The organism is uncultured Lutibacter sp., from assembly GCF_947495725.1.
In the GTDB taxonomy this organism is placed as follows: domain Bacteria; phylum Bacteroidota; class Bacteroidia; order Flavobacteriales; family Flavobacteriaceae; genus Lutibacter.
This window is the reverse complement of record NZ_CANLZZ010000003.1, coordinates 339557-364749: the sequence shown is the minus strand read 5'-3', so window position 1 is coordinate 364749 and position 25193 is coordinate 339557. Positions and strand designations below refer to the sequence as shown.

The following is a 25193-nucleotide window of genomic DNA, read 5'->3' as shown; positions in this document are numbered from 1 at the left end:
CAATTATTTATTTTATTGAGTTAAATAAATTTGCTTGTTTAATTAAGAAGTTTTTTATCACAAATTCGTTGGAATCGTAAAGGTTGGCTAAGCCATTTTGTTCACAATAATCAATAAAAATATAAATTTTGTTCGAATTTATATTTAATTCGTTTATAAAAAATGATTGGTTATATGTGTTTACAATAGTGTTTATAAATAGCTGTTGATCTTTCACTTTTTGTTTTAACTCTCGTTTATTAAGTTTTCTTTCAAGTCTCCCTTTTTTAAGAAAAAGTTCATCGGTAACTTTAAAAATTAACCCAATAATACTTATACCGTTGGAACTATTTCCTATTGGGTCTACATATTTTCTAACACTTGGAGGCTCAACTGAATTCCCAATATCTTTATCAATTGTCATATTTTTATGAACGAAAATTTTACTTGTGTCAAATTTTAAATGTTGACCTAAAGTTATTTCATCTAATTCATTAAAACCCTCTTCGAGCCAAACTACAATTTTTTTATTCTTTATATGTGTTTTGGAAATTTTTATTATTCTTTTAGAATATCCAATAGAAGAAAATAAAATTGAATCTCCTTCAGAAGCATTAATTTCAAATTCGCCAAATGTATTGCTTGAAGATCCTGTTTTATTTGTTTTGTTAATAATGTTAACATCCTTTAATAAAATAGAATCACTTTTAACAATTCCTTGTAATTTAATACTGTTTTCTTGACACCTTACTTTTGGTCCAGAATAAATTACTAGCGCTAAAAACAAAACAATTAAGTAGTTATTTTTTTTCATTGTAAGCAATACTTTGTTTTTTTAAGATTTCAATAACTTCTAATACTTTATTGTTATAGTACTTTTCTAATATATTATAAGGTTCACAGTAATCAATAAATATAAATATTTCATCAGGTGGTATTTTTAATAAATTTACAAAATAATCAGTTCCTAATTCCTTTTTTAGTTGAATTGGAAAGGATTTTTTTTGTTTTAATTCTCTTTTTTGTTTTTGTTCAGCAATTAATTGATAATTAGGAATAGAAACACTTGCACCAACTCCATTCATTAATATAGGATTTACTAAAGCTTCGGCATCTGGAGGTTTATTTAATTCAATATTAAAATCATCTCCTAGTTTTCTTACGTCTTCGTAATTATATGAAAACGTATGTTTTGGAATGGTATCCTTTGGAACTTTTTTAAAATCCAAATTTAAACTTCCAGTTAAGCCATGTAAATATACTTCTTCTAATTCATTAACTAAAGGAAGTAGTTCAATATTAAAATGCTTTAATTGTAAAATATTATTTGAAATTATTACTTTTTTATTATGATATTGTATTGATGAAAAAAGTATTACATCATTTTCATTTGCAACAATTTCAAAAGTACCATTTAAGTTACTTATTGTTCCTTGTTTATTGTTTAAATTTATAACATGTATGTCACTTAAAGGTTTGTTAATTATGTTTTGAATTCTACCATGAATTATAGTGGGTTCTTCTTGCGCAAAGGATTTGGAAGAAATAAGGATTAAAAGGGTAAGGTTTAAAAGTTTGGATTTCATTATAAACAAAGTTCGTTTTTGAAATCTTAAAAGAGTATTAATGCTTTTGTAAACTTATGTTAATTAATAAGAAAAATAGTATATTTAATAAAACTGTATAATAATGAAAAAATTAATTATAGCAAGTACATCAACAGTTCATGGAAAAGAATATTTAGAATATATTTTACCGGAATTATCAATTTTTTTTAAAGGGGTTAAAGAAATATTATTTATTCCATACGCTAGACCAAGTGGTATTTCTCATGAAAAGTACACGGAAATAGCAAATACGGCTTTTAATAAAATAGGAATTAAAATTATTGGTATACATGAATATAAGAATCCTATTGAAGCCATAAATAATGCAAAAGGTATATTTACTGGAGGTGGAAATACTTTTTTGTTGGTAAAGCAATTGTATGATACTAAGATTATTGGGGCTCTTAAAAATGTTGTAGAAAACGGAACTCCTTATTTTGGAACAAGTGCAGGTAGTAATATAACTGGTTTAACAGTAAATAATACCAATGACATGCCTATTGTTTATCCGCCAAGTTTTAAAGCTTTAGGTTTTATTAATTTTAATATAAACCCACATTATTTAGATCCAGATCCTAGTTCTACTCATATGGGAGAAACCAGAGAAACTAGAATTAATGAATTTCACACATTAAATGATATTCCTGTTTTAGGATTACGTGAAGGAAGTTGGCTGTTAGTTAATGGTAGTAACGTAGTTTTAAAAGGTTCTTTAGATGCACGGTTATTTCTAAAAGGGAAACAAGCGAAAGAATTACCTAGCGAAACAAACTTAAACTTTTTAATGTAAGTTTAATTGATGTATTATTATTTGTGAATCGGGTGACAATTTAACGGAGTTTGAAAATTTTTCAAAAGTTTTTATTATTTTAATTGTATCAATTGGGGTTGTTTTTAATTGATCTCTTAGTAACATTGGAGCAATATAAGAATCACTATTTTTTAAGATAAAATTGTAACTAAAATTAGTGTGTTCTTGTTCAATATTTTTCATTTTCTCACTAATTTCAGAAAGCTTTTGCGCATCATTTTCTAATCTATATTTTTGAATTTGAGGAAACAAATATTCAATTTTTTTAAAAATATTTTTTGAAGTTAACTTATATTCTTGCAATTTTTTATTTAATTCAGATCCATCTATAATAGGGTCTTGCAGCTTATTACCATCTATTTTTATTGAAAAATTTGTGTTTTCAATAATTAATATAGACTTTGTTGAATAACCCTCAAAACTTATTGCAAATCGTTCGGGATATTCAACAAATCCTTTAAAAATAAATTCGTTGTTTTTTACAATTGAAGAGTCGATAACAAATGTAGAATTTTCAATTATTTTATTTAAATAAACTTTATTGGTATTTAAATTATCAATAAAGCCATTAATAAAAAACTCGCTTTTTAAACTAACAATTGCTTTTTTTTGTTGATGCTTAATTTCTTGTTTACAGTTAACAAAAATTATTGAACAAATGCAAAGTAAAACTATATTTTTCATTGCATTTTATTTATTATTAGTAGTTTACATATTCGATTATTTCAATTCCATAACCTGTCATTCCAACTCTTTTTCTATAGGTATCTGCATTAGATAAAACTTTAAGTTTTTTTATACCCAAATCATGTAATATTTGAGCACCAATACCAAAATCCTTTTCATCCATTTTTAAATTTGGAGTATAAGGCTCTTTTTTTTCTTGAGATTCTTTTAATATTTCTAAACGAGACAATAAGTTAAAAGATTGATTTTCTTGGTTAATAAATACAACAGCACCTTTTCCTTCTTTATTGATTGCGTCAAAAACTCCTTTTAATTTATCGTCTGGATTTTTGGTTAAGGTTCCTAATATATCATTATTTACCAATGTTGAATTTACTTTAACCAATACTTTTTCGTTGGTATTCCAGGTGCCTTTTGTTAATGCTAGGTGAACTTGATTATTTGTAGTTTGTTTATACGCTCTTAATCTATATTCACCAAAACGCGTATCAATGTTAAAATCTTCTGAAAGTTCTATCAATGAATCGTGTTGCATACGATATTCTACCAATTTTTCAATTGAAATAATTTTTAAATTGTGCTCTTTCGCAATTTTAATCAGTTGAGGAAGACGCGCCATTGTTCCATCTTCATTCATTATTTCAACAATAACTCCAGCTGGTTGCAAACCCGCTAATCTAGCCAAATCAATAACTGCTTCAGTATGTCCGGTTCTTCTTAATACACCACCTTCTCGTGCTTTTAATGGAAAAATATGTCCAGGTCTACTTAAATTATGAGGTTTTGTATTGGGATCTGTTAACGATTTCACTGTAATTGCTCTATCGTGTGCAGAAATTCCCGTAGTTACTCCTTTACCATGGTAATCAATTGAAACCGTAAAAGCTGTTCCCAGTGGATCAGTATTAACACCCACCATTAAATCCAAATTAAGTTCTTTACATCTACTTTCTGTAATAGGAGTGCAAATTAGCCCTCTTCCTTTGGTTGCCATAAAGTTGATCATTTCAGGAGTTACCATATCGGCCGCCGCTACAAAATCACCTTCATTTTCTCTATTTTCATCGTCAACAACTATAACAACTTCACCATTTTTAATAGATTCAATAGCTTCTGTAATTGTATTTAGTTTTATGTTGTTTGTCGAATCTTTCATTTTAATTTGATTGTTTTAAATCGATTAAAAAACTTTTTAATATTTTCTAAAAGAGAATCTATGTTAAAAATTCCCATTCCTTTTGTAGCTCTTCTAGTTAATAATATTCCAAAAGGTAATAATATTATAGTTGAAATCCAACTACCTAAGGTACTGGATATTGCGCTTTCTTCTGATAAATTTTTCCCAAACTGAGATATAAAAAAGTAGATTACGAAAATAGTGATTGCCATAATCATTGGCAACCCAAAACCACCTTTTCTTATTATTGAACCTAAAGGAGCACCTATAAAAAATAAAACCAAACAGGCTAATGAAAATGAAATTCGATAATTATATTCATAATCATATAAATTTAGTCGCTTTCTTCGATCCTTAAATTTTTGTTTCTGATTTTTAATTCTATCAATTGACCTGTTAATATTTGTGGTAGCATCTCTAACAATTATACTTTTATTTGAGGTGTTAAAATTATCTAATATTTCAGGTTTTAAATTCTGATCAACAAGAGAATCGGGATATTTATACAACTTTTTTGCTTTAGTCATTAAATATAAATTGTTTGCACGTTCCTCTATATACTTATCAAAATCTTCCTTTTCAACTTTTGAAATTGAATCCAACTGATGAATACTTAACATTCCGTGATGTTGCTTTATATCTTCTTTATCCAAGTCTTTATCGTCATTAAAAGCCGATATGTCTATATTTATTGTATAGGTATCAAATTTTGCTGCAGAAGCAGGCATTTTTTTCCTATCATTTGAAGACATTGATCTATTCACATGCTCTTCATAATAATTTCCGTTTTGAAGTGTAAGTGTCATATATTTACTTCCTTCTTCGGTTGAAATTTCACCTTTTTCTGCTGTAATGATTTTAACTTTACCTTGAGAGGAAGTTAAGTCAGCTATTTGAACTTTTTTTAAAAGATTTTCTTCTTCTCCATATTTTTCATCAAACTTAATGTTAAAACTTGGTATTTCCGTATTAAAGGCACCAGGAACCAGCGCAAGTGCTGGTTTTTTCTTTTTCATATTAAGATATAGGTTCTTTTGCTTTAAAGTTGCCCAAGGATAAATATTATTTAAAAAGATAAAGTTTAGTCCGCTTAATAATATGGTTAAAATTACAAGTGGTCTAATTACCCTGTTTAAAGAAATTCCTGCCGATTTTATAGCTGCAAATTCATAATTTTCAGCTAAATTACCTAAAGCCATAATTGATGATAATAATATTCCAATAGGTAGAGCAGTAGGAGTTAATATTAAAGCTAAGTAACCAAGGAATTTAAGAATAAAAAATATGTCTATTCCTTTCCCTGCAATTTCGTCAAAAGCAAGCCATAATGATTGCATAACCAAAACAAAAAGAACCACAAAAAATGTGGCTAAAAATGGCTGAACAAAGCTTTTTAAAATGTATTTATCAAATATTTTCAATGCTATTAGTTTGGCTCAGAGATCGTATATTTTTTTTGATCTTTGTATTTTGCATCGTCAAAGATAAAGAGCTTTTCCGAGATAGGTTGATTTGTTTTGAAAGATCTTACTTCTAGAGTGGTAACAGTCTTATTTTCACCGGTTTCGATAATGTTAAAAATATGCTTTGTTTTAATATCAATTCCAACCATAACATGTAGTGTTTCTGAATTGCTATCAATAGGAATTAATTTAACATATTGAATTTTTATTCCTTTTATGGTTTTTAAATCACCCATTTCGTATGTAAATCCATTTTTATAAAATGAAAACATTTTTGATGGGGTTATTGTTGCATCTTCTTCATTATTAGCGTTTTGAATAATCACTTCTTCATCCTCATGAATTATTAAATAGGTTTTTTTACCATCAAAAATTTGTTCGGTACCCATATATTTTAAATGGTATAAATCGCCTTTTAAGGTTACTTTACCCATTGTTTCTTGGTGTACATCTGCGTCATCATTATCTAATCGATGATTAAATTCTAAATATATGTTGTCATAACCTTCAACTTTTTGAGCTACTTCATCTAAAAGCTTTTTAGCATCATTTTCATCTTGGCCATAGATTGCAATATTAAAAACTGTAATAACTATAACTATTAATAATTTTTTCATTGTATTTTTATACTTTAATCTTTATTGTTTTTCTCCGTCTAATAATAAATTCAGAGCCATTTCGTCAGGAACCAAAACTTGTCTAGCTTTACTTCCTTCAAAAGGACCAACTATTCCAGCTGCTTCCAATTGATCAATTAACCTACCAGCTCTGTTGTATCCTAATTTCAATTTTCGTTGTAATAAAGAGGCTGATCCTTGTTGTGCATGTACAATTACCAAGGCAGCATCTCTAAACAAAACATCTCTTTCGCTAATATCTATATCAAGACTTGTGCCAACTTCTTCACCATTATATTCGGGTAATAAATATGCATTTGGATAAGCTCTTTGAGAGCCAATAAAATCTGTAATTTTTTCAACTTCAGGAGTGTCAACAAAGGCACATTGTAATCGAATAATATCATTTCCTCCAGAAAATAACATATCACCTTTACCAATTAATTGGTCAGCTCCAGGTCCGTCCAAAATTGTTCTAGAATCTATTTTAGATGTAACTCTAAATGCAGCTCTAGCCGGGAAGTTAGCCTTTATAATACCTGTAATAACATTTACAGAAGGTCTTTGGGTTGCAACTATTAAATGTATTCCAATAGCTCTGGCTAATTGTGCTAAACGAGCAATAGGCGTTTCTACTTCTTTACCTGCCGTCATAATTAAATCGGCAAATTCGTCAATTACTAAAACTATGTAAGGTAAATATTTATGACCATTTTCAGGGTTTAATTTTCGAGCTTTAAACTTTGCATTGTATTCCTTTATGTTACGTACCATTGCAGTTTTTAAAAGATCGTAACGGGCATCCATTTCAATACACAAAGAATTAAGTGTATTAATAACTTTTGTTGTATCAGTTATTATAGCTTCTTCAGTATCGGGTAATTTAGCTAAATAATGACGTTCAATATGATTAAATAATGTTAATTCTACTTTTTTAGGGTCCACTAAAACAAATTTAACTTCAGCTGGGTGTTTTTTATATAGTAAAGATGTTAAAACAGCATTTAATCCTACAGATTTTCCTTGTCCGGTAGCACCTGCCATAAGTAGATGAGGCATTTTTGCTAGATCAACTACAAACGTTTCGTTTGAAATAGTTTTTCCTAATGCAATTGGTAATTCCATTTCTGAATTTTGGAATTTTGCCGATGAAATTACCGATTTCATCGAAACCATTGTTGCTTTTTTATTTGGAACTTCAATACCAATAGTGCCTTTTCCCGGAATTGGAGCTATAATTCTAATTCCCATGGCAGCAAGTGATAGTGCAATATCGTCTTCTAAATTTTTTATTTTAGATATTCTAATACCTGCATCTGGTACAATTTCGTATAAAGTTACGGTTGGTCCAACTGTTGCTTTAATACGAGATATTCCAATATTATAATTGTTTAATGTTTCAACAATTCTATTTTTATGAGCCTCTAACTCTTCTTGATCTATTGAAATACTTTCGTCGTAATCTCTAAGTAAATTTAGAGTTGGAAATTTGTAATTTCCAAGTTCAAGCGTATGATCAAATTCTCCAAAATCTTTAACCAATTTACTTGAAAGGTTTTCTTCTACATGTTTTTCTTCTACCACTTGTTCAACATCAATGGCTACACTAGGTTTAGCTTCTTTTGTTGTGATTTTTGGTTCTTCTATAATTGTTTCCTTTTTTATGGAATCTGTTGGAAGGTCAATTTTAGTTTCAAGCTTTGGTTCTTTTTTTTCGATTACAACTTCAGTTGTAAGATTATTTTTTTCTATGGTTTCAGTTGATGCTACATCTTTTACTATTTGCTTTTCTTTTTTAGCAGGTATAAAACTTTTTATTTTTTCAGGTGTAAATCTAAATCGAATTACTAAATAAGAGATTAATAAAAATAATAATACAAGAAGGAGTCCTGTTTTCCCTAAGAATTGTTGTAAATAATTATTAATTTCATAGCCAATAACACCGGGTAATAGAGAATTTTTATTACTAAAAAATCCTAAAAACACTGCTAGCCAAATCATTGCTAAAATTCCCCAACCCCAATAATTTTTAACTTTTTTTAAATTACCTTTTAAGAAAATTGCTGTTCCAGACAAAAACAATAATATAGGAATGTAAATTGAAGATACTCCAAAGCCATTATAAATAAAAAAGTGACTTATACTAGCTCCAATTTTTCCTAGTAAGTTTTTTACGGAGATGTTTTTATCTGTAAAACTTTGTAATTGACTTTGATCATCTTTCCAATTAAAGAAATAAGATAAAAATGAAATTACCATAAAAATAGAAAACAAAACAATAAAGGAACCTATTATTGTTTGGGTTTGTCTATTTTCAAAGAACAATTTAATACCTTGAAAACGAGGTGTTTTATTAGTTTTAGATACTGTTTTTTGTTTTTTTGCCATTGAATTGATTATGTCACAAAAATAAAAAATAAATGTGATTGCTACTGAAATACTAAATAAATTTAGGTAAGTAAATTATAAAACCTATAATAACGGCAAATATTGCAGCAAAAAAAGCCCCACCTGCAGAAATATCTTTTATAATTCCAATCTTAGTATGGTATTCGGGATGAATAAAATCGGCTAATTTTTCTATAGCCGTATTTAAAGATTCTGCTACCAAAACCAGTCCAATTGCAAAAAATTGAAACATCCATTCGGTAGCAGAAATTTGCATTATAAAACCAATTATGGTCATTATTATTGCAATAATAATTTGTGCTATGATACTTTTTTCAGAAGTAACTAAAATCCAAAAACCTTTTGCTGCATATTTAACAGATTTAATTCGATTTAAAATAAAATTATCTTCTGAGTTCATAAATTAAAGCGCTTTTATAGCTGCATCATAATTTGGTTCGTCAACAATTTCAGGAACTTGTTCTGTATAAGTTACTTTACCGTCTTCATCAATAATAACAATTGCTCTAGAATGTAAATTTGCTAAAGGCCCATTTTCAATAGTTAAACCATAAGCTTTTCCAAATTTACCTTTTGCAAAATCGGATAATGTAATAACATTTTCTAATCCTTCTGCACCACAAAAACGAGCTTGCGCAAATGGTAAATCTCTTGAAATACATAAAACTTTAGTGTTTTCTAATTTTGCCGCTTCTTCATTAAATTTTCGAACTGATGCTGCACAGGTTCCAGTATCAATACTTGGAAATATATTTAAAACTAATTTGGATCCTTTAAAATCTTTTAGTTTTGCTTTAGATAAATCTGCTTTAATCAATGAAAATTTTGGAGCCTTTTTTCCAATTTTTGGTAATTTTCCTGATGTTTTAAAAGGGTTTCCTTTTAGTGTTATTTTAGCCATTTTTATTATTTTTTAGGTTTAAATATCAAAGTTAAATTAAAAACTATACAAACCGAATTAATTTGAAGTTTTTTAATAAAATTATAACGGTTCTTTTGTATTTTTGATTTTTTAAATTAAAATAATTAACCAAATAAAAATAACCATGAAAATACTTGGAATAGGAAAAAATTACGTTAATAATATAGAGGAAAAAGACTTTAATAAAAGTGGTAATCAATTAATTTTCTCAAAACCAGAATCTAGCTTAGTAACAAATAATAAAGACGTTTTATACCCAACTTTTACTAATGAACTTATTTATGAAGTTGAATTGGTTATAAAAATTGGAAAACAAGGAAAGAATATATCTGAAGCAGAAGCAGTTTCCTATATTTCGGAAATTGGAGTGGGTATTGATTATACAGCAAAAGATGTCTTAACCAGTTCTAGAGAAACAAAAGGTCCGTGGGATTTAGCAAAAGGGTTTGATGGTGCTGCGCCGGTTTCTTCTTTTAAACCAATTTCAAATTTTTGTGACGTAACAAATATTAATTTCGATTTAAAAATTAATGGGAAACAATTACAAGTTGGAAATACGGCTTATATGATATATAACTTTGCAGAAATTATTGCTTTTACCTCAAAATATATGACCTTAGAGCCAGGTGATTTAATTTTTACTGGAACTCCTGCAAAAGGCGCGGGCGAAATATTTAAAGGAGATCAATTACAAGCATCTATTGAAGGCGAATTATTATTAGATTTTAAAATGATTTAATAAATAAATCATAAATTTCAAATAGTATTTAAATTAAGAAAATAAGATTAAAATAGAGTACCTTCGCGCACTAGAAAATTACCATTTGAATCTAAAAAATTATACATCCGAGTTTAAAAATAATCTAAAATTAGCAACGCCAATAATGATGGGGTCTTTGGGACACTTATTGGTGGGGTTAATTGATGATATAATGGTTGGGCGCTTAGGAGCCGTTGAATTAGCTGCTACTTCTTTAGGAAATAGTCTGTTTTTTATTACTTTATCTGTAGGCCTAGGTTTTTCCTTTGCTATAACTCCATTAATAGCAGAATCTGATGGGGAAAAGAATAAAGAAAAGGGTAGGAGTATATTTCAGCATGGAATAATTTTAACTTCAATTTTAGGGGTTTCAATGTTTGTTGTATTGATTTTTTTAAAACCCATTTTATATCATTTAGATCAACCAGAAGAAGTTGTTGTTTTGGCAATTCCATATTATGAAATTGTTGCTTTTTCAATGATTCCTTTAATGGTTTTTCAAGGTTTTAAACAATTTACCGATGGTTTGTCTGAAACAAAATATGCAATGTGGGCAACAATTTTAACAAATGTTGTAAACGTAAGTTTAAACTTTATGTTAATTTATGGATTTTGGATATTTCCAAGATTAGAGCTTGTTGGAGCTGCCTTAGGGACACTTATTTCAAGAACAGTTATGGTGTTTTTTATATATATAGTTCTAATTAAAAGAGAAAAATTTGCTATTTATATGAAGCGATTAAAACTTTCAGAAATAAAGAAAGAATATTTCAAAAAAATTATAAAACTTGGTTTGCCCACCGCCTTACAAATGTTATTTGAAGTAGGTTTGTTTACAGCTTCAGTTTTACTTGCTGGAACTTTAGGAGCATTTCCTCAGGCGGCAAATCAAATTGCTTTAAAATTAGCATCAACAACTTTTATGGTAGCCGTAGGAATTGGTGTTGCAGCAACAATTAGAGTTGGAAATCAAAAAGGATTAAGGAATTTTACTGAATTACGTAGAATAGCCTTTTCCAATTTCTTTTTAATTTTAATATTAATGTCGGTATTTACGTTTGGTTTTATGGTTTTTAAAGATGTTTTACCTTATGTGTTTACCGATAATTTGGAGGTAATAAAAATAGCCTCAAGTTTGTTAGTTATTGCAGGATTATTTCAATTGTCGGATGGATTACAAGCTGTGATATTAGGTGGATTAAGAGGGTTGCAAGATGTTAACATTCCTTCTGCTATAACATTTGTTGCGTATTGGATAATAGGATTTCCAGTGTGTTATTATTTGGGTAGAACAGCAGGATATGGTACATTTGGAATATGGATTGGACTTTTAACAGCTTTAACCGTTTCGGCGTTATTGTTGTTTATTAGATTTAATTTTTTAACAAATAAATTAATAAAAGAAAATAATGAAGTTACCTAAATTTTTATTGGGAGATAATACGGAATGTCCAAACGATATTTTTGTGATCCATACAGATTTTCCACGATTTATAATAAACTTAGTTGATGATGAAGTTGAATGGCTAGAAGATTTTGTTGGTGAAGATCAAGATGAATTAGAAATTCAAGTTGCTACTTTAATTGAAGAAGCAAGTGAATTTTATGATAATGAAATGAAAAATTACGAATTGGAATAGATTTTTTTATGTAAAAAAATATCCTCGTAAAAAAAATACGAGGATAACTTATTTTTTTTACTTGTACTACTATTTAATATTAGTCTACTCGTTTATAATAAACATTTGTATTAGTAGTTCTTTTTCCATATCTAGTATAGTAACATGTAATTTGGTTATTATCGGAAGAAATTTTCCAATGGTACACATAACCCTGATCAACTGTTAAGCCTTTTGTTACTGCAGGATATACTTTAAAATTCATTTCTCGGCCTTCAAATTTACCTTCCCCTTTATAACTTTTCCATAAATTTCGTTCTTCATCAATCCAAGAAACTATAACCGTAAATTTATTACCTTCTTGCCATATATTGGCTCTTCCACGATGGTTTCGATTGCCATTTGAACTCCAGCTTCCTATTATATTAATTGGTAAATCAATTTGAATTGGATTTGTTGTTATAGTATTTCCAAAAGATTTAACTTTTTTTCCGTTCCACTTTTTAGTTGGAGTAGCAGTATTATATCCATATTTACCTGTAAATGCTGACAAATCAGAATTAAATATAAATTCAAAACTTCCAGTTCTTGAATTAGAAGAGTTTTTCCAAGTACCAAAAAAACGGTTTCCTTCAATATTTCCTTTTATTGTTCCATTACCACCTTCATAGTTTCCAGAAACTAAATTTCCATTTTGATTTAGTGTCATTTTTCCATAATCCGTAGCATATTCTCCAGAAATATTAATTATTTTCACCGGAGAAGTTTTTATAGTATTGGTTGAAGCAGTTGATTTAACTTTTTTTCCGTTCCACTTTTTAGTTGGAGTAGCAGTATTATAGCCATATTTACCTGTAAATGCTGACAAATCAGAATTAAATATAAATTCAAAACTTCCAGTTCTTGAATTAGAAGAGTTTTTCCAAGTACCAAAAAAACGGTTTCCTTCAATATTTCCTTTTATTGTTCCATTACCACCTTCATAGTTTCCAGAAACTAAATTTCCATTTTGATTTAGTATCATTTTTCCATAATCCGTAGCGTATTCTCCAGCAATATTAATTATTTTCACCGGAGAAGTTTTTATAGTATTGGTTGAAGCAGTTGAATTAACTTTTTTTCCGTTCCACTTTTTAGTTGGAGTAGCAGTATTATAGCCATATTTACCTGTAAATGCCGACAAATCAGAATTAAATATAAATTCAAAATTTCCAGTTCTTGAATTAGAAGAGTTTTTCCAAGTACCAAAAAAACGGTTTCCTTCAATATTTCCTTTTAAAGTTCCATTACCACCTTCATAGTTTCCAGTAACTAAATTTCCATTTTGATTTAGTGTCATTTTTCCATAATCCGTAGCATATTCTCCAGCAATATTAATTATTTTAACCGGAGAAGTTTTTATAGTATTGGTTGAAGCAGTTGAATTAACTTTTTTCCCATTCCACTTTTTGGTAGGTCCATTATTATTGTAACCATATTTGCCTGTAAAAGATGAAAAGCTAGAGTTAAAAATAAATTCAAAATTTCCCGTTTTATTACTAGCACTATTTTTCCAAGTTCCAACAAGTCTATTTCCATTTAAAATTGCTTGTATCTTTCCATTTGCACCTTCGTAAGTTCCTGTAACTTTATTTCCAATTTGGGTTAGTGTCATTTGCTTATAATCTGTATTGTAAACACCAGAAACATTTTGTGAAAAACTAGTAAAGCTTACTAAAATTGCAACTACTATTAATATTAGATTTTTTTTCATTTTCTAAGAAGTAAATAGTTAGTGAAAAATGCTTACTCTTTCGATTTTCGGCTTCTTTTCTCGGCTACTCAATAGATTAATGTCGAATTTCACTTTCACATACACGACTTTGGATGGTAAGCCCATTTTTAACCATATTGGATTTAATAGAAACTAAAGTATTGGGATTATAATATCAAATTAAAAATGGGTTTTAATTTGAATAAATATTAATTAAGATATTTACGTTGATTTCTTTATTAAATTTAAGAATAAATTTAATATGATTATGAAATTTTTTCTACTTTTTCGCAGATTCAACTAATTCTAATTTTGTTAATGTGGTTTTTGTTGTGAAAACACCGTAATTTATAAAAGCGTTATTTTTTTCAATTTTTTCAATTGTTCCACAAGCTTTACTGTCAATTATTCTAACTTTGTCATTTACTTTAAAGGTATAATTGGCTTTTTGTTGTGCAGCTTTTAATGCTTCAGTTTTCTTTTGCTTTCTAACTTTAACAACTTCAACCAACACTTCTTTTTCAGTAGAAATTAGTTTTTGTTCAACCTTTTTCTTTTCAACTTTTACTTGTTTTTTTTGTGCTTTAGTTTTGGGTTTTGGAGGATTTTTTTTCAAATGTTTTGTCTTTTCTGATGCAACCCATTTATTAAATTCGACATTTAATTCTTTTTTATTATTATTTTGAAGGTACTTATTTACTAACTCATTAATTTTTCTTCCGTAAGCCAACATTTTTTGATTGCTATCATATAAGGTTTGAAAATTTTCAAGTTTTTCTTGAATTTTCTCTTGCTTTTCTGTTAACGAATCCGATTTTTCTGCAGCCTTACTTTTTTCTTTTTCTAAACCTTCTGATGTTTTTTGAAGCTTATTTCTCTCTTTTTGAAGTTTAGAAATAGTTTTATCTAATCTAATTTTTTCGCCTTCAACACGTTTTTTAGCTTTATTAATTAAGCTAAATGGAATACCATTTTTTTGAGCAACTTCAAAAGTAAATGAACTTCCTGCCTGACCAATAAATAGCCTAAATAATGGTTCTAGCGTTTTTTCATCAAATTGCATATTTGCATTAGCAACATTTTCTAATTCGTTAGCTAAAACTTTTAAATTAGCATAATGGGTTGTAATAATACCATAAGCGCCTTTTGAATGAAATTCTTCTAAAAATATTTCGGCCAATGCGCCTCCAAGTTCGGGGTCACTACCTGTTCCAAATTCGTCAATTAAAAACAAAGTATTTTCATTACAACGACGTAAAAAATTACGCATATTTTTTAATCGATAACTGTAAGTAGATAGTTGATTTTCAATAGATTGATTATCTCCAATATCTGTTAGAACTTTATCGAAAAAATAGGTGGTTGAGCGCTCATGTACAGGGATTAAAATACCACTTTGTAGCATAACTTGTAATAAGCCAATGGTTTTTAAAGTAATACTTTTTCCTCCTGCGTTTGGCCCTGATATTACAATTATTTGCTGTTTGTTGTTTAATTCTAATGTTTGAGGAACTGTTTTTATCTTCTTTTCATTGTTGTTAAGCAATAAAATAGGGTGGAAGGCATCACGTAAAAATATTTTTTTTTCAGCTGTTATTTTAGGTAAACATGCATTCAATTTTTTTCCATAAATAGCTTTTGCACCAATAACATCAAGCTTAATTAAAAAGTTTTGGTATTCTTTTAAATCAGGAACAAAAACTCTAATTGTATTAGATAATTCTTTTAAAATTCGAACTATTTCTTGATGTTCTTCATAAGATAAATTTTGTAATTCTCGGCTATATTGCAATGTTGCTTGAGGCGCAATATACACGATACTTCCAGTTTTAGAACTTCCCAAAAGACTTCCTTTAACTTTTCGGCGATGCATTGCTTGCACTGCTAATACGCGCTGATTGTCAACCACAGATTCTCTTATTTCATCTAAATAACCCGAGCTTGCATATTGATTTAAAGCCTTTGTAAAACTTGACCCAATTTTTGCTCTTACCAAATTTATTTCCTTTCTTATACTTTTTAATAAAGAAGAAGCATTCTCATCTACTTCAGCAAAAGGGGTAATTATTTTTTTGATACTATCTGAAATAAGTTTTTGAAATTCAATGGTTTCAGAATAATTAAATAACTCGGGATAAATATCTTTAAATTTTTTAAGAAATTTTAAAATTTCAAATACCGTATTCGAATTGTTTAAAATTTTTAGAAATGAAGAAGGCTCTAAATAACTATTTTCAATATTTAATAACTTTATTTCTTTTTGAATATCATCAAAATAATGGTTAGGTAACCTATTGTCATTATCAAAAGAAGATAAATATTCGTTTACAAGTTTTAATTGAGGAATGAGTTTTTCTTTCGATTGAATTGGTCTAATTTTTAAAGCTTCTTCTTTGCCTAAATCAGAGATGCAAAGATTACTTACCGATTTTAAAATGGTAAAAAATTCTAAATCAATTAATGTTTTTTCTGAAATATTACTCATAAAAAATGCTACTTTTGAAAGCTAGACAAAAGTATAAATTTAAGGTGAATACAAATAATGAAAGTTGAAATAGATAAAGATTGGGGTGAATTGTTAAAACTTGAGTTTGAAAAGGGTTATTTTCAGGAACTTACAAAGTTTGTAAAGGAAGAATATTCAACTAACACATGTTTTCCGCCTGGAAATAAAATATTTGAGGCATTTAACTTATGTTCCCTAAATAATTTAAAAGTTGTAATTATTGGTCAGGATCCGTATCACGGTAAAAACCAAGCCCATGGTTTATGTTTTTCTGTAAATGAAGGTATAAAACATCCACCTTCATTAATAAATATTTTTAAAGAAATAGAAACAGATTTAAATATTCCCTATCCAAAAAGTGGAAATTTAGAACGCTGGGCAAAACAAGGTGTACTTCTTTTAAATGCAACCTTAACAGTTAGAGCTCATAATGCAGGTTCCCATCAAAAAAAAGGATGGGAAAAGTTTACAGATGTTGTAATTTCTAAAATTTCAGAAGAAAAGGAAAATGTGGTGTTTTTATTATGGGGCGGATATGCTAAAAAGAAAGGATTAAGGATAGATTCAAATAAACATTGCATTTTAACCGCTGGTCATCCTTCTCCTTTAAGTGCTAATAGAGGTTATTGGTTTGGTAATAAGCACTTTAGTAAAGTAAATGATTATTTAACTGCAAATGGATTATCTAAAATTGAATGGTGATTAATATCATTATTTTAAAAATAATATTTGTTACATTTATCGAAATATTAAAAAGAATGAAAAATAATATAAAATTTTTTGCAATTATTTTTAGTGCAATACTTTTGTTTAGTTGCAAAGAGAAAACTAGTTATTCTAAAATTGAATCGACCAATGAAGTTTTAAAATCTAGTTCCCATAAAATTGTTGTAAATGAATTTGTTGACGGTGGTGGTTATGCCTATGTTAATGTTATGGAAAATGGGGAAAGCTATTGGATGGCTATTCCAAATTCTGAAGTGGAAATAGGAAAAACTTATTACTATGATGGTGGAATGGTAATGAAAGATTTTGAAAGTAAGCATTTAAATAAAACATTTGAAAGTATTGTTTTTGCTGAAGGTTTAAGAGCAACAGAAAAAGCAGTGAAAAAACAAAATCAAAATCCACATTCAAATACTAAACACGAGCATTCTCCAATTTTAGACGTTAAAATTGCGACACCAACAGGTGGAACTTCTTTAAAAGATATCTTTGAGAATAAAGAATCACTTCTAGGAAAAGAGCTACTTGTTAAGGGAAAAGTTGTTAAAGTTAATAATGGAATTCTTGATAAGAATTGGGTACATATTGTTGATGGATCTAAATTTGAAACTAAAAGTAGTTTAACTATAACTACAACAGAAGTTGTAAAAGTAGGAGATACAGTTACTTTTAAGGGTAATATTACCTTGAATAAGGATTTTGGTTATGGATATGTGTATGATATTTTACTAGAAGAAGGTAAATTATTAAAATAAAAAAAAGCGTTAATCAAACGCTTTTTTTTACTAAATCTAAACTTAAACAATATTTAAACAAAACTAACCAAACTTTTGTTCGAATAAGACTATACAATTGTCGTGCCAAAAATTATGTTAACTGTTAATATAAAGTTAAATTAGATTATTTTTATTCTAAATGTTTTTGTGCTTTATAAGATGATCTTACCAAAGCACTACTTTCTACATGTCTAAATCCCATTTCCAGACCCAATTGTTTGTATTTATCGAATTGTTCAGGAGTTATAAATTCTTTTACTGGTAGGTGCTTTTTACTTGGTTGTAAATATTGTCCAATAGTTAAAATATCAACTTTAGCATTTGATAAATCTTTCATTGTTTCAATCACTTCTTGCTCTGTTTCACCTAATCCTAGCATAATACCAGATTTTGTTCTGCGCTGACCTTGGTCTTTCATATACTTTAAAACCTCTAAACTACGGTCGTATTTAGCTTGTATACGAACCTCTCTAGTTAATCGTCTTACAGTTTCTAAATTGTGCGAAATAACCTCTGGAGCTACATCCAATATTCTATCAATATTAGTTTTGTTTCCTTGAAAATCAGGAATTAAAGTTTCTAATGTTGTATTTGGATTTGCTCTACGAATAGCATTAACAGTTTCAGCCCAAATAATAGAGCCACCATCTTTAATATCATCTCTATCGACAGATGTAATAACAGCATGTTTAATATTCATTAGTTTAATTGATCGAGCAACTTTTTCTGGCTCTTCCCAATCTACATTTTCGGGTCTTCCAGTTTTTACACCACAAAAACCACAAGATCTTGTGCAAATATTCCCCAAAATCATAAATGTTGCGGTACCCTCAGTCCAACATTCGCCCATATTTGGACAGCTACCACTTGTGCAAATAGTATTTAATTTATACTTATCAACAACACCTCTAAGTTCTGTATATTTTTTACCAACAGGTAATTTTACTCGTAACCATTTGGGTTTTTGTTGTTTATTTTGAATTGAAGTTGTTTCTTTTGTCATTTCTTTTGAAAATTGACTGCAAAAGTACAAAGATTTTATAAACTTGTAATAAACCAAATACTAAATGCAATTAAAAAAAAGATTCCAATCCAACTTAGAATTTTCATTTTAAGTGAAGGCCGCCACTGTTTAGGCATATGTTTACCCGATACTAAGATGTAATTTATAATTGCAAAGAAAGGTGCTGTTAAAAAAGAAAGTATTGTTGCAATTTTAATTAAGAGTCCCATTTCCGACATAAAAAAAGATAATATTATAATTGTTCCAAGGGCTAAAAAACTAATCCAAAACCAATATAAATTTTTAAAAGGTTTATTTGTTAACAAATCAAAAGTTTTTGCCATTGCTCTTGGCGACGCATCTAAAGTTGTAATGGTAGTACTAAACATTGTAGTAAATGCTGCAGCTGCAATAAAAATATACATTCCTTTTCCAAGGTTTGTGGTATATAAATTTATGAGTTGTTGGGAGAAAGTTACTGCGCTATTGCTAAAAGTATTATTAGTGTTAAACATTACTAGTGCACCCAAAGAAACAAAGCAAATACCAAGAATTAATGTACCAATAAACCCTATATTAAAATCAAATATAGATTGTTTGGTATTAAATTTAATAGCTTTGTTCTTTTGTTTTTCGATTGCCCAAAGCGATTGCCAAATTGAAACATCGAGTGGGGCTGGCATCCAACCTAAAAATGCAATTAGAAAAGTAATTTCAGTGGTGCCTTTGGGTAAAATTTGTACTAAAGTTAAAATAGAATGTTTATTGTTTAAAGCAATTATTAAAGATGCAATGGTACTTATTGTAAGTACTATAATAATTCCTTTCATTAAATTATCTAGAAGCTTATATCTACCAATAACTAGTAATAAAAAGCATAGAATTGTAATTATAATACTCCAAGTAACAGGATTGGTAGTTATTCCAAACAAATTAGCTGCTAAACCAGCAGTTACAATTGTTACTGCTGCTTGTATTGTAAACATTGTTGCTAAATTCAGAATAAAATAGGCAATAAGAACTTCTTTACCTAACCTTTTGTAGCCATCTAACAAACTTTCTCCTGTTGCAGTTGCGTATCGAGGTCCAAATTGAAAAAACGGATATTTTATAATATGAATTAAAACAAGAGCCCAAATTAATCCAAAACCAAAATCGGCACCAGCTCGTGTTGATTGTACTAAATGAGATACACCAATTGCGGCACCAGCAAATAATAAACCAGGACCTAGTTTATGAATCCAATTTAAATATTTAGTATTCAATTTAAGAAGATTTTTCAATAATTGCCGCTAATAATTTTTTAGCTCTAACTAGTTTTACTTTAATATTGCTCATTGGCTCATTAAGGTAATCAGCCATTTCCTTATAACTCATTTCTCTAAAATATCGAAGATTTATAATCTCTTGATAATGAGGTTTTAATTGTTTTATATAGTTTAATAATTGTGCTAGATTTTGTTCAATTATTAATTGATCTTCGGCTGATGGAGTTTCATCAAATATTTTATATGCTTCAGATTCTTTTTTATTTATTGATACCGTATCTGTACGTCGTTTTCTAATATGGTCTAAAAAAATATTTTTAGAAATTGAAATAAGCCAAGTTTTAAAATTATATCTATCGTTATACAAATGGATTTTGTCAAAAGCTTTCGAAAAAGTTTTAATGGTAATATCCTCTGCTTCGTCTTCATTATCGCATTTTGATAATTGAAAGCGAAAAACATCACTCCAATAAGTGTTTAATAGTGTGTTAAAAGCTGTTTCATTTTTTTTGCGAGCTTTTTCAATTAAATCAGCAATATCAATATTTTTATTTACCAATGTTTGGGTTTTGAAATAAGATTTTTTATAAAGATAAACATTTGAATGAGAATTAAAAATAATTCAAAAAATGGAGCAAATAGCACTAAATCTTTTTCGTTTAACTTTTTTGCACTAAAACCAATGGAAAAGTAAATTATGATGAAACGTATTAGAATTAATCCTATAACAAAAGTAAATTTTGGATAAAATAACACAAGAATAATTGACAGAAACCAAAATAATAATTGAGAAAGATAAAATAGTCCTAAAAGAAGTTTGTGCTTTAGTTTGTAAAAATTTGATGTAGAAATATGCCTTCTTTTTTGTTGAATCCAGCTCGAAAAAGTAGTTTTTGGTGCTGATTCAGTAAAACTATTTTCTGAAAAACAAATAGCACAATTATTTTTAGTAGCTACATCATTAATAAATAAATCATCATCACCAGATTTTATATTCATGTGGTTTACAAAACCGTTGTTTTTAAAAAAAAGTGATTTGGTATATGATAAATTTCGTCCAACTCCCATATAAGGTAAACCAATTTTTGCATATGAAAAATACTGTATTGCCGTTAACAATGTTTCAAAGCGTATTAGTTTATTTAATATAGAGCCTTTAACTTTAGAATAACTACCATAACCTAAAACAAGTTGTGTAGGCTTAATATATAAATTAGTCATTTCCTGTATCCATTGCCTAGAAATAGGTTTACAATCCGCGTCAGAAAACAATAAGAACTCGTAACTAGCAGCTTTTATTCCAAGTGTTAAAGCATATTTTTTACTTCCCCAAAATTGTTCATTTGGGGCAACGTTAACAATTTTGATTGGTATTGAAGATGTTAATTTAAATTGCTCCATAACTCTTAATGTGTCATCTGTAGAACAATCATTTATTAGAATAATTTCAAAATTAGAATATTCTTGATTTAAAAAATAAGGTAGGTTTTTTTTTAAGTTTTTAGCTTCGTTTTTTGCGCAAATAACCACAGAAACATCTTTATTGAAGTTTATTTCTGTTTTTTTACTTTTAGAAAATGAAAAACTCCCAAAAATTAATAAGTAATAAACACTTTGAATACAGACAATTACTAAAAAAGTAATAAACAAATATTCGAGCATTAATTATCTGTTTTCACATTCATCAGCGGTTTTACCACAAAAACCACAAGGTTCTCCTTCTTTATTTAAATGTGGATTTTGACTAGCACAAGTACCTGCAAATTTGCCATCTTTTTTAGCCCATAATTTTATAGCAATTCCTGCTACACCTAATCCTAATAACGCTAAAGTTAAAAATAATATTTTCATTTGTTGTAGTTGTAATTTGGCTGCAAAGATAGTGAAATATCAATAAATTTCTTTATTAATATATGTAATTGTTACGGTTACTAATAATACAATAAATTTCATAAAAAATTAAATTTAATATAAAGATAATGCTTAAATAATTTGTGTATGTTGAAAATAATGTTACATTTGTTACAAAGATTGATATTCCAGTACACTATTTAATTACGTTGGATAATAAACCATGTAAACGATTAGACTATTAAAATTGATTGAATTAATAAAATATATTAATCTTTTAACTACTAACTATTAAGACTCGTCATGTTAAATGACGAGTCTTTTTTGTTTAAATAATAAAAATAAAATTGGTTTTATTCTGTTTTAACTAAAGATTCTTGAACATTATTTGGAACTAATTCAAAATTTGAAAATTTTGTACTAAAACTTCCTCTACCTTGGGTAATAGATCTTAAGGTTGTAGAATATTTATACATTTCGGCTAATGGAGTTTTCGCTTTTATAGATTGGTATTTTCCATCGCTATCCATTCCTAAAATAATAGACCTTCTAGATTGTAAATCGGTCATAACATTACCCATTAATTCTTCAGGAACTTTTACAGTTAATTCCTGAATTGGTTCTAATAATTTTGGTTTTGCGTTTAAAAATGCAGCTTTAAAAGCGTGAGAAGCAGCAATTTTAAAGGAAATATCATTTGAATCTACTGGATGCATTTTTCCGTCAAACAACATTACTCTAATATCTCGGGCATAGGATCCAGTTAATGGTCCTTCTTCCATAACTTCTAAACAACCTTTTAATACAGAAGGTAAATAACGAGTATCAATTACTCCACCAACAATGCAATTATAAAATACGAGTTTTCCTCCCCAATCTAACTCAATCTCATCTTTTCCTCTAATATTGAATCCTTCTGGTTCTGGCATTCCCTCATACCAAGGTTCTATTTTCATATGGACTTCACCAAATTGTCCCGAACCTCCAGATTGTTTTTTATGTTTGTAGCTAGTTGTGGCAGATCTTTGAATGGTTTCTCGATAAGCAATTTTAGGTTGTTCAAATACGGCTGTTATTCCATATATTTTTTTCAATGTCCAATCAATAGTAGCTAAATGAAGTTCTCCTTGACAAGAAAGAATTTGTTGTTTTAATTCCTTAGAATATTTAATTGTTACTGTTGGATCTTGACTATGAATTTTCTTTAAAGCGTCATTTAATTTTTCCTCATCATTTTTATCTGCTGCAGTTACAGCTTTACTAATTCTCGGTGCCGGAAATTGGATTGGTTTTATGGTAATATCCGAACCTTTTGTTCTTAAGGTGTCATTGGTTTCGGTATATTTTAATTTTAATGTTGCGCCAATATCACCAGCGCTTAATTTTTCAACCGGTTCGCGGTTTTTACCATCCATTATATAAAGTTGGTTAATAATTTCAATTTCTTCGTTTCTAGAATTTTCTAATTTATCGTTTTGCTTTATTTCTCCTGATTTTACTTTAAAAAAACTAATTTGACCTAAATTAGGTTCGTATAAGGTTTTAAATATAAAAAGTGAAGTTGGAGCGTCTGGTTTACATTCTATAGTGTTACCTTCTACACTTTGTTCAGGTTTTAAATCAGCAGCAGAAGGTGCTACATTATCAATAAATCCCATTAATCTACCAGTTCCCATATCGTTTAAAGCAGATACACAGAAAACAGGAAATAATTCATGGTTAAGCATTCCTTTTTTAATTCCTTCTCTCATTTCATCTTCATTTAACGTTCCTTTATCAAAATAAAGTTCCATTAAGGCTTCATCATTTTCAGCGGCTTTTTCAACTAATTCATTATGTAGTTCATTTGCAATATCTTTTTGATCTTCGGGTATTTCAAACTTTTCTGGTTTACCACCTTCTGGACCAAATTTGTACATTTTCATTTTTAATACATCAATAATACATTGCGCTCCATCAACTACAAGTGGATATTGAATTTTAACGGCATTTGTACCTATTAAATTTACGATGCTATTGAAGCTTTCATCAAAATCGGCATTTGGATTGTCAATTTGATTTATAACAAATAAGGTTGGTTTAGAAAAACGATCTACATAGTTCCAAATAATTTCGGTCCCTACTTCAACGCCATGTTGTGAATTTACCACAGTTACAATTGAATCTGCAACACGCATTGTAGATGCAATTTCACCTATAAAATCGTCTAAACCTGGAGTGTCTAATATGTTTATTTTGTAGTTGCGCCATTCTGTATGAAGGGGAGTGGCAAAAATGGAAGTTTCTCTTTCATGTTCAATTTCGTGGTAATCGGAAACAGTATTTTTGTTTTCTACGGTACCACGGCGGTTGACTAATCCAGCTTCAAAAAGCATTGTTTCTGCTAGTGTAGTTTTACCACTTTTATTAGCGCCTACAAAAGCAACATTTTTAATGTGTTTATCATCGTATATTTTCATAATGTAACTGTTTTTTTGTAAAAGTCTTATAAAATTACAATTTTTTTCTGTTAAAAATATGACGAATGTTAGGGTTTTTAAAAAGTGCTTTTTTTGTAGATAATTATTAATTGAAAACGTTTGAAATAAGGAAATTTTTAATTTTTAAAATTTGATAACTTATATTTTTTTAGATAGCAATTTTACAAGTTTTAAAAATTGAAATTATTGTATTTACAGTATGTGAAATAATGATTAAAAATTAAAAATTACAATTCGTCGTACAAAAAATACAATTCGGTAAGTTAAAATTTATAGAACCATATAAAATCCACAATTTTGAAGTGTAAATAAAATATTAATCTAAAAACAATTTATTATGCAACATGTAATTTTAACAATGGCTTTATTATTTTCTACTATAATTTTAGGTCAAAATTCAACCAATTTAAATATTGAAAAAACTAATTCAATTACAGTGTCTATTGTAAATGCATTAAACGATGATGGAACTGCTAATTTTGCTCTTTTTGATAAAGAAAATTTTAGAAAACAGCCATTACAAGCAAAAACTTCAAAAATTGAAAATGGAAAAAGCACCGTAATTTTTGAAAATGTGCGAAATGGTCAATATGCAATTATTTGTTTTCACGATGAAAATGAAAATAAAAAAATGGATTTTGAATTAAATGGTATGCCTAAAGAAAATTATGGAACATCTAACAATTCATTAAGTTTTGGTCCTCCACAATTTGAAAATTCTAAATTTGAATTATTAAATGAGGATGTTGTTTTGGAAATTAAATTTTAAATTGCACTTA

Annotated in this window: 24 protein-coding genes; 7 read left to right on the top strand and 17 right to left on the bottom strand. The window is 28.3% G+C overall.

Annotated features, from left to right (window positions below):
* Nucleotides 1-7: 7 nt before the first annotated feature.
* On the bottom strand, nt 8-793 hold the full coding sequence (locus tag Q0776_RS08585; protein WP_298367094.1) for a hypothetical protein: 786 nt from the start codon (nt 791-793) through the stop codon (nt 8-10).
* Nucleotides 780-1565, bottom strand: a complete 786-nt coding sequence (locus Q0776_RS08580) for a hypothetical protein (RefSeq protein ID WP_298367093.1) — start codon at nt 1563-1565, stop codon at nt 780-782. Before Q0776_RS08580 ends, Q0776_RS08585 begins: the two co-directional genes overlap by 14 nt.
* Before the next feature lie 103 nt (nt 1566-1668).
* Here Q0776_RS08580 and pepE point away from each other — a divergent pair, with 103 nt between their 5' ends.
* Nucleotides 1669-2376 (top strand): dipeptidase PepE, encoded by a 708-nt coding sequence (pepE, locus tag Q0776_RS08575; RefSeq protein WP_298367092.1) that lies wholly within the window; start codon nt 1669-1671, stop codon nt 2374-2376.
* Here pepE and Q0776_RS08570 read toward each other — a convergent pair.
* From Q0776_RS08570 to tpx, 7 genes are read right to left on the bottom strand one after another with little or no spacing between them, the layout of a single operon-like run.
* Nucleotides 2368-3081, bottom strand: a complete 714-nt coding sequence (locus tag Q0776_RS08570) for a DUF4369 domain-containing protein (RefSeq protein WP_298367091.1) — start codon at nt 3079-3081, stop codon at nt 2368-2370. The genes pepE and Q0776_RS08570 overlap by 9 nt on opposite strands.
* A 16-nt stretch (nt 3082-3097) precedes the next feature.
* Nucleotides 3098-4240 (bottom strand): 3,4-dihydroxy-2-butanone-4-phosphate synthase, encoded by a 1143-nt coding sequence (gene ribB / locus Q0776_RS08565; protein WP_298367089.1) that lies wholly within the window; start codon nt 4238-4240, stop codon nt 3098-3100.
* Complete coding sequence (locus tag Q0776_RS08560) at nt 4237-5682, bottom strand: LptF/LptG family permease (RefSeq protein ID WP_298367087.1); 1446 nt, start codon at nt 5680-5682, stop codon at nt 4237-4239. The genes ribB and Q0776_RS08560 overlap by 4 nt, the downstream gene beginning before the upstream one ends.
* 5 nt (nt 5683-5687) lie before the next feature.
* On the bottom strand, nt 5688-6341 hold the full coding sequence (locus Q0776_RS08555) for an outer membrane lipoprotein carrier protein LolA (RefSeq protein WP_298367085.1): 654 nt from the start codon (nt 6339-6341) through the stop codon (nt 5688-5690).
* Between the two features lie 21 nt (nt 6342-6362).
* Nucleotides 6363-8729: a DNA translocase FtsK gene (locus Q0776_RS08550; protein ID WP_298367084.1), complete on the bottom strand. Its 2367-nt coding sequence runs from the start codon at nt 8727-8729 to the stop codon at nt 6363-6365.
* A gap of 52 nt (nt 8730-8781) precedes the next feature.
* A complete protein-coding gene (locus Q0776_RS08545; RefSeq protein WP_298367082.1) occupies nt 8782-9150 on the bottom strand; it encodes a diacylglycerol kinase family protein in 369 nt (122 codons plus the stop codon).
* Between the two features lie 3 nt (nt 9151-9153).
* A complete protein-coding gene (gene tpx, locus Q0776_RS08540; RefSeq protein WP_298367080.1) occupies nt 9154-9651 on the bottom strand; it encodes a thiol peroxidase in 498 nt (165 codons plus the stop codon).
* A 145-nt stretch (nt 9652-9796) separates the two neighbouring features.
* Between tpx and Q0776_RS08535 the strand changes: the two genes are divergently transcribed.
* The 3 genes from Q0776_RS08535 (at nt 9797) to Q0776_RS08525 (ending at nt 12072) form a co-directional block, all read left to right on the top strand.
* On the top strand, nt 9797-10411 hold the full coding sequence (locus Q0776_RS08535; protein ID WP_298367078.1) for a fumarylacetoacetate hydrolase family protein: 615 nt from the start codon (nt 9797-9799) through the stop codon (nt 10409-10411).
* Between the two features lie 85 nt (nt 10412-10496).
* Nucleotides 10497-11855 (top strand): MATE family efflux transporter, encoded by a 1359-nt coding sequence (locus tag Q0776_RS08530; protein WP_298367076.1) that lies wholly within the window; start codon nt 10497-10499, stop codon nt 11853-11855.
* Nucleotides 11842-12072, top strand: coding sequence for a hypothetical protein (locus Q0776_RS08525; RefSeq protein ID WP_298367074.1), 231 nt, complete (start codon nt 11842-11844; stop codon nt 12070-12072). Before Q0776_RS08530 ends, Q0776_RS08525 begins: the two co-directional genes overlap by 14 nt.
* 79 nt (nt 12073-12151) lie before the next feature.
* On the opposite strand, the gene Q0776_RS08520 is transcribed toward Q0776_RS08525, so the two are convergent.
* Complete coding sequence (locus Q0776_RS08520; RefSeq protein WP_298367072.1) at nt 12152-13804, bottom strand: hypothetical protein; 1653 nt, start codon at nt 13802-13804, stop codon at nt 12152-12154.
* A gap of 280 nt (nt 13805-14084) precedes the next feature.
* Entirely contained in the window at nt 14085-16289 is a 2205-nt protein-coding gene (locus tag Q0776_RS08515; protein WP_298367070.1) for a DNA mismatch repair protein MutS, read from the bottom strand.
* Between the two features lie 57 nt (nt 16290-16346).
* On the opposite strand from Q0776_RS08515, the gene ung reads away from it, so the two are divergent.
* Nucleotides 16347-17012 carry a uracil-DNA glycosylase gene (ung, locus tag Q0776_RS08510; RefSeq protein WP_298367068.1) on the top strand — a complete coding sequence of 222 codons (666 nt, stop codon included), beginning with the start codon at nt 16347-16349 and terminating at the stop codon, nt 17010-17012.
* Between the two features lie 56 nt (nt 17013-17068).
* On the top strand, nt 17069-17791 hold the full coding sequence (locus tag Q0776_RS08505) for a hypothetical protein (RefSeq protein ID WP_298367067.1): 723 nt from the start codon (nt 17069-17071) through the stop codon (nt 17789-17791).
* A 151-nt stretch (nt 17792-17942) separates the two neighbouring features.
* Here Q0776_RS08505 and lipA read toward each other — a convergent pair whose 3' ends face one another.
* From lipA to Q0776_RS08475, 6 genes are all read right to left on the bottom strand, one after another.
* The gene (gene lipA / locus Q0776_RS08500; RefSeq protein ID WP_298367066.1) at nt 17943-18815 is read right to left on the bottom strand and encodes a lipoyl synthase; all 873 of its coding nucleotides are present in this window, start codon (nt 18813-18815) and stop codon (nt 17943-17945) included.
* 35 nt (nt 18816-18850) lie between these two features.
* On the bottom strand, nt 18851-20080 hold the full coding sequence (locus Q0776_RS08495) for an Nramp family divalent metal transporter (protein ID WP_298367065.1): 1230 nt from the start codon (nt 20078-20080) through the stop codon (nt 18851-18853).
* A 1-nt stretch (nt 20081) separates the two neighbouring features.
* Nucleotides 20082-20642, bottom strand: a complete 561-nt coding sequence (locus Q0776_RS08490; protein ID WP_298367062.1) for a sigma-70 family RNA polymerase sigma factor — start codon at nt 20640-20642, stop codon at nt 20082-20084.
* Nucleotides 20636-21745, bottom strand: coding sequence for a glycosyltransferase (locus tag Q0776_RS08485; RefSeq protein ID WP_298367060.1), 1110 nt, complete (start codon nt 21743-21745; stop codon nt 20636-20638). The genes Q0776_RS08490 and Q0776_RS08485 overlap by 7 nt, the downstream gene beginning before the upstream one ends.
* A 3-nt stretch (nt 21746-21748) precedes the next feature.
* Complete coding sequence (locus tag Q0776_RS08480; protein WP_298367058.1) at nt 21749-21934, bottom strand: membrane or secreted protein; 186 nt, start codon at nt 21932-21934, stop codon at nt 21749-21751.
* A gap of 353 nt (nt 21935-22287) precedes the next feature.
* The gene (locus Q0776_RS08475; protein ID WP_298367056.1) at nt 22288-24393 is read right to left on the bottom strand and encodes an elongation factor G; all 2106 of its coding nucleotides are present in this window, start codon (nt 24391-24393) and stop codon (nt 22288-22290) included.
* A gap of 358 nt (nt 24394-24751) precedes the next feature.
* Between Q0776_RS08475 and Q0776_RS08470 the strand changes: the two genes are divergently transcribed.
* Nucleotides 24752-25183 carry a DUF2141 domain-containing protein gene (locus Q0776_RS08470; RefSeq protein ID WP_298367054.1) on the top strand — a complete coding sequence of 144 codons (432 nt, stop codon included), beginning with the start codon at nt 24752-24754 and terminating at the stop codon, nt 25181-25183.
* Nucleotides 25184-25193 lie beyond the last annotated feature (10 nt).

Coding starts and splice junctions, on each gene's coding strand:
- Q0776_RS08585 (WP_298367094.1), bottom strand. CDS start 793: ATGAAAAAAAATAACTACTTAATTGTTTTGTTTTTAGCGCTAGTAATT.
- Q0776_RS08505 (WP_298367067.1), top strand. CDS start 17,069: ATGAAAAATAATATAAAATTTTTTGCAATTATTTTTAGTGCAATACTT.
- lipA (WP_298367066.1), bottom strand. CDS start 18,815: ATGACAAAAGAAACAACTTCAATTCAAAATAAACAACAAAAACCCAAA.
- Q0776_RS08550 (WP_298367084.1), bottom strand. CDS start 8,729: ATGGCAAAAAAACAAAAAACAGTATCTAAAACTAATAAAACACCTCGT.
- ribB (WP_298367089.1), bottom strand. CDS start 4,240: ATGAAAGATTCGACAAACAACATAAAACTAAATACAATTACAGAAGCT.
- Q0776_RS08470 (WP_298367054.1), top strand. CDS start 24,752: ATGCAACATGTAATTTTAACAATGGCTTTATTATTTTCTACTATAATT.
- Q0776_RS08580 (WP_298367093.1), bottom strand. CDS start 1,565: ATGAAATCCAAACTTTTAAACCTTACCCTTTTAATCCTTATTTCTTCC.
- Q0776_RS08480 (WP_298367058.1), bottom strand. CDS start 21,934: ATGAAAATATTATTTTTAACTTTAGCGTTATTAGGATTAGGTGTAGCA.
- Q0776_RS08520 (WP_298367072.1), bottom strand. CDS start 13,804: ATGAAAAAAAATCTAATATTAATAGTAGTTGCAATTTTAGTAAGCTTT.
- Q0776_RS08515 (WP_298367070.1), bottom strand. CDS start 16,289: ATGAGTAATATTTCAGAAAAAACATTAATTGATTTAGAATTTTTTACC.
- ung (WP_298367068.1), top strand. CDS start 16,347: ATGAAAGTTGAAATAGATAAAGATTGGGGTGAATTGTTAAAACTTGAG.
- Q0776_RS08475 (WP_298367056.1), bottom strand. CDS start 24,393: ATGAAAATATACGATGATAAACACATTAAAAATGTTGCTTTTGTAGGC.
- Q0776_RS08485 (WP_298367060.1), bottom strand. CDS start 21,745: ATGCTCGAATATTTGTTTATTACTTTTTTAGTAATTGTCTGTATTCAA.
- Q0776_RS08545 (WP_298367082.1), bottom strand. CDS start 9,150: ATGAACTCAGAAGATAATTTTATTTTAAATCGAATTAAATCTGTTAAA.
- Q0776_RS08570 (WP_298367091.1), bottom strand. CDS start 3,081: ATGAAAAATATAGTTTTACTTTGCATTTGTTCAATAATTTTTGTTAAC.
- tpx (WP_298367080.1), bottom strand. CDS start 9,651: ATGGCTAAAATAACACTAAAAGGAAACCCTTTTAAAACATCAGGAAAA.
- Q0776_RS08535 (WP_298367078.1), top strand. CDS start 9,797: ATGAAAATACTTGGAATAGGAAAAAATTACGTTAATAATATAGAGGAA.
- pepE (WP_298367092.1), top strand. CDS start 1,669: ATGAAAAAATTAATTATAGCAAGTACATCAACAGTTCATGGAAAAGAA.
- Q0776_RS08525 (WP_298367074.1), top strand. CDS start 11,842: ATGAAGTTACCTAAATTTTTATTGGGAGATAATACGGAATGTCCAAAC.
- Q0776_RS08555 (WP_298367085.1), bottom strand. CDS start 6,341: ATGAAAAAATTATTAATAGTTATAGTTATTACAGTTTTTAATATTGCA.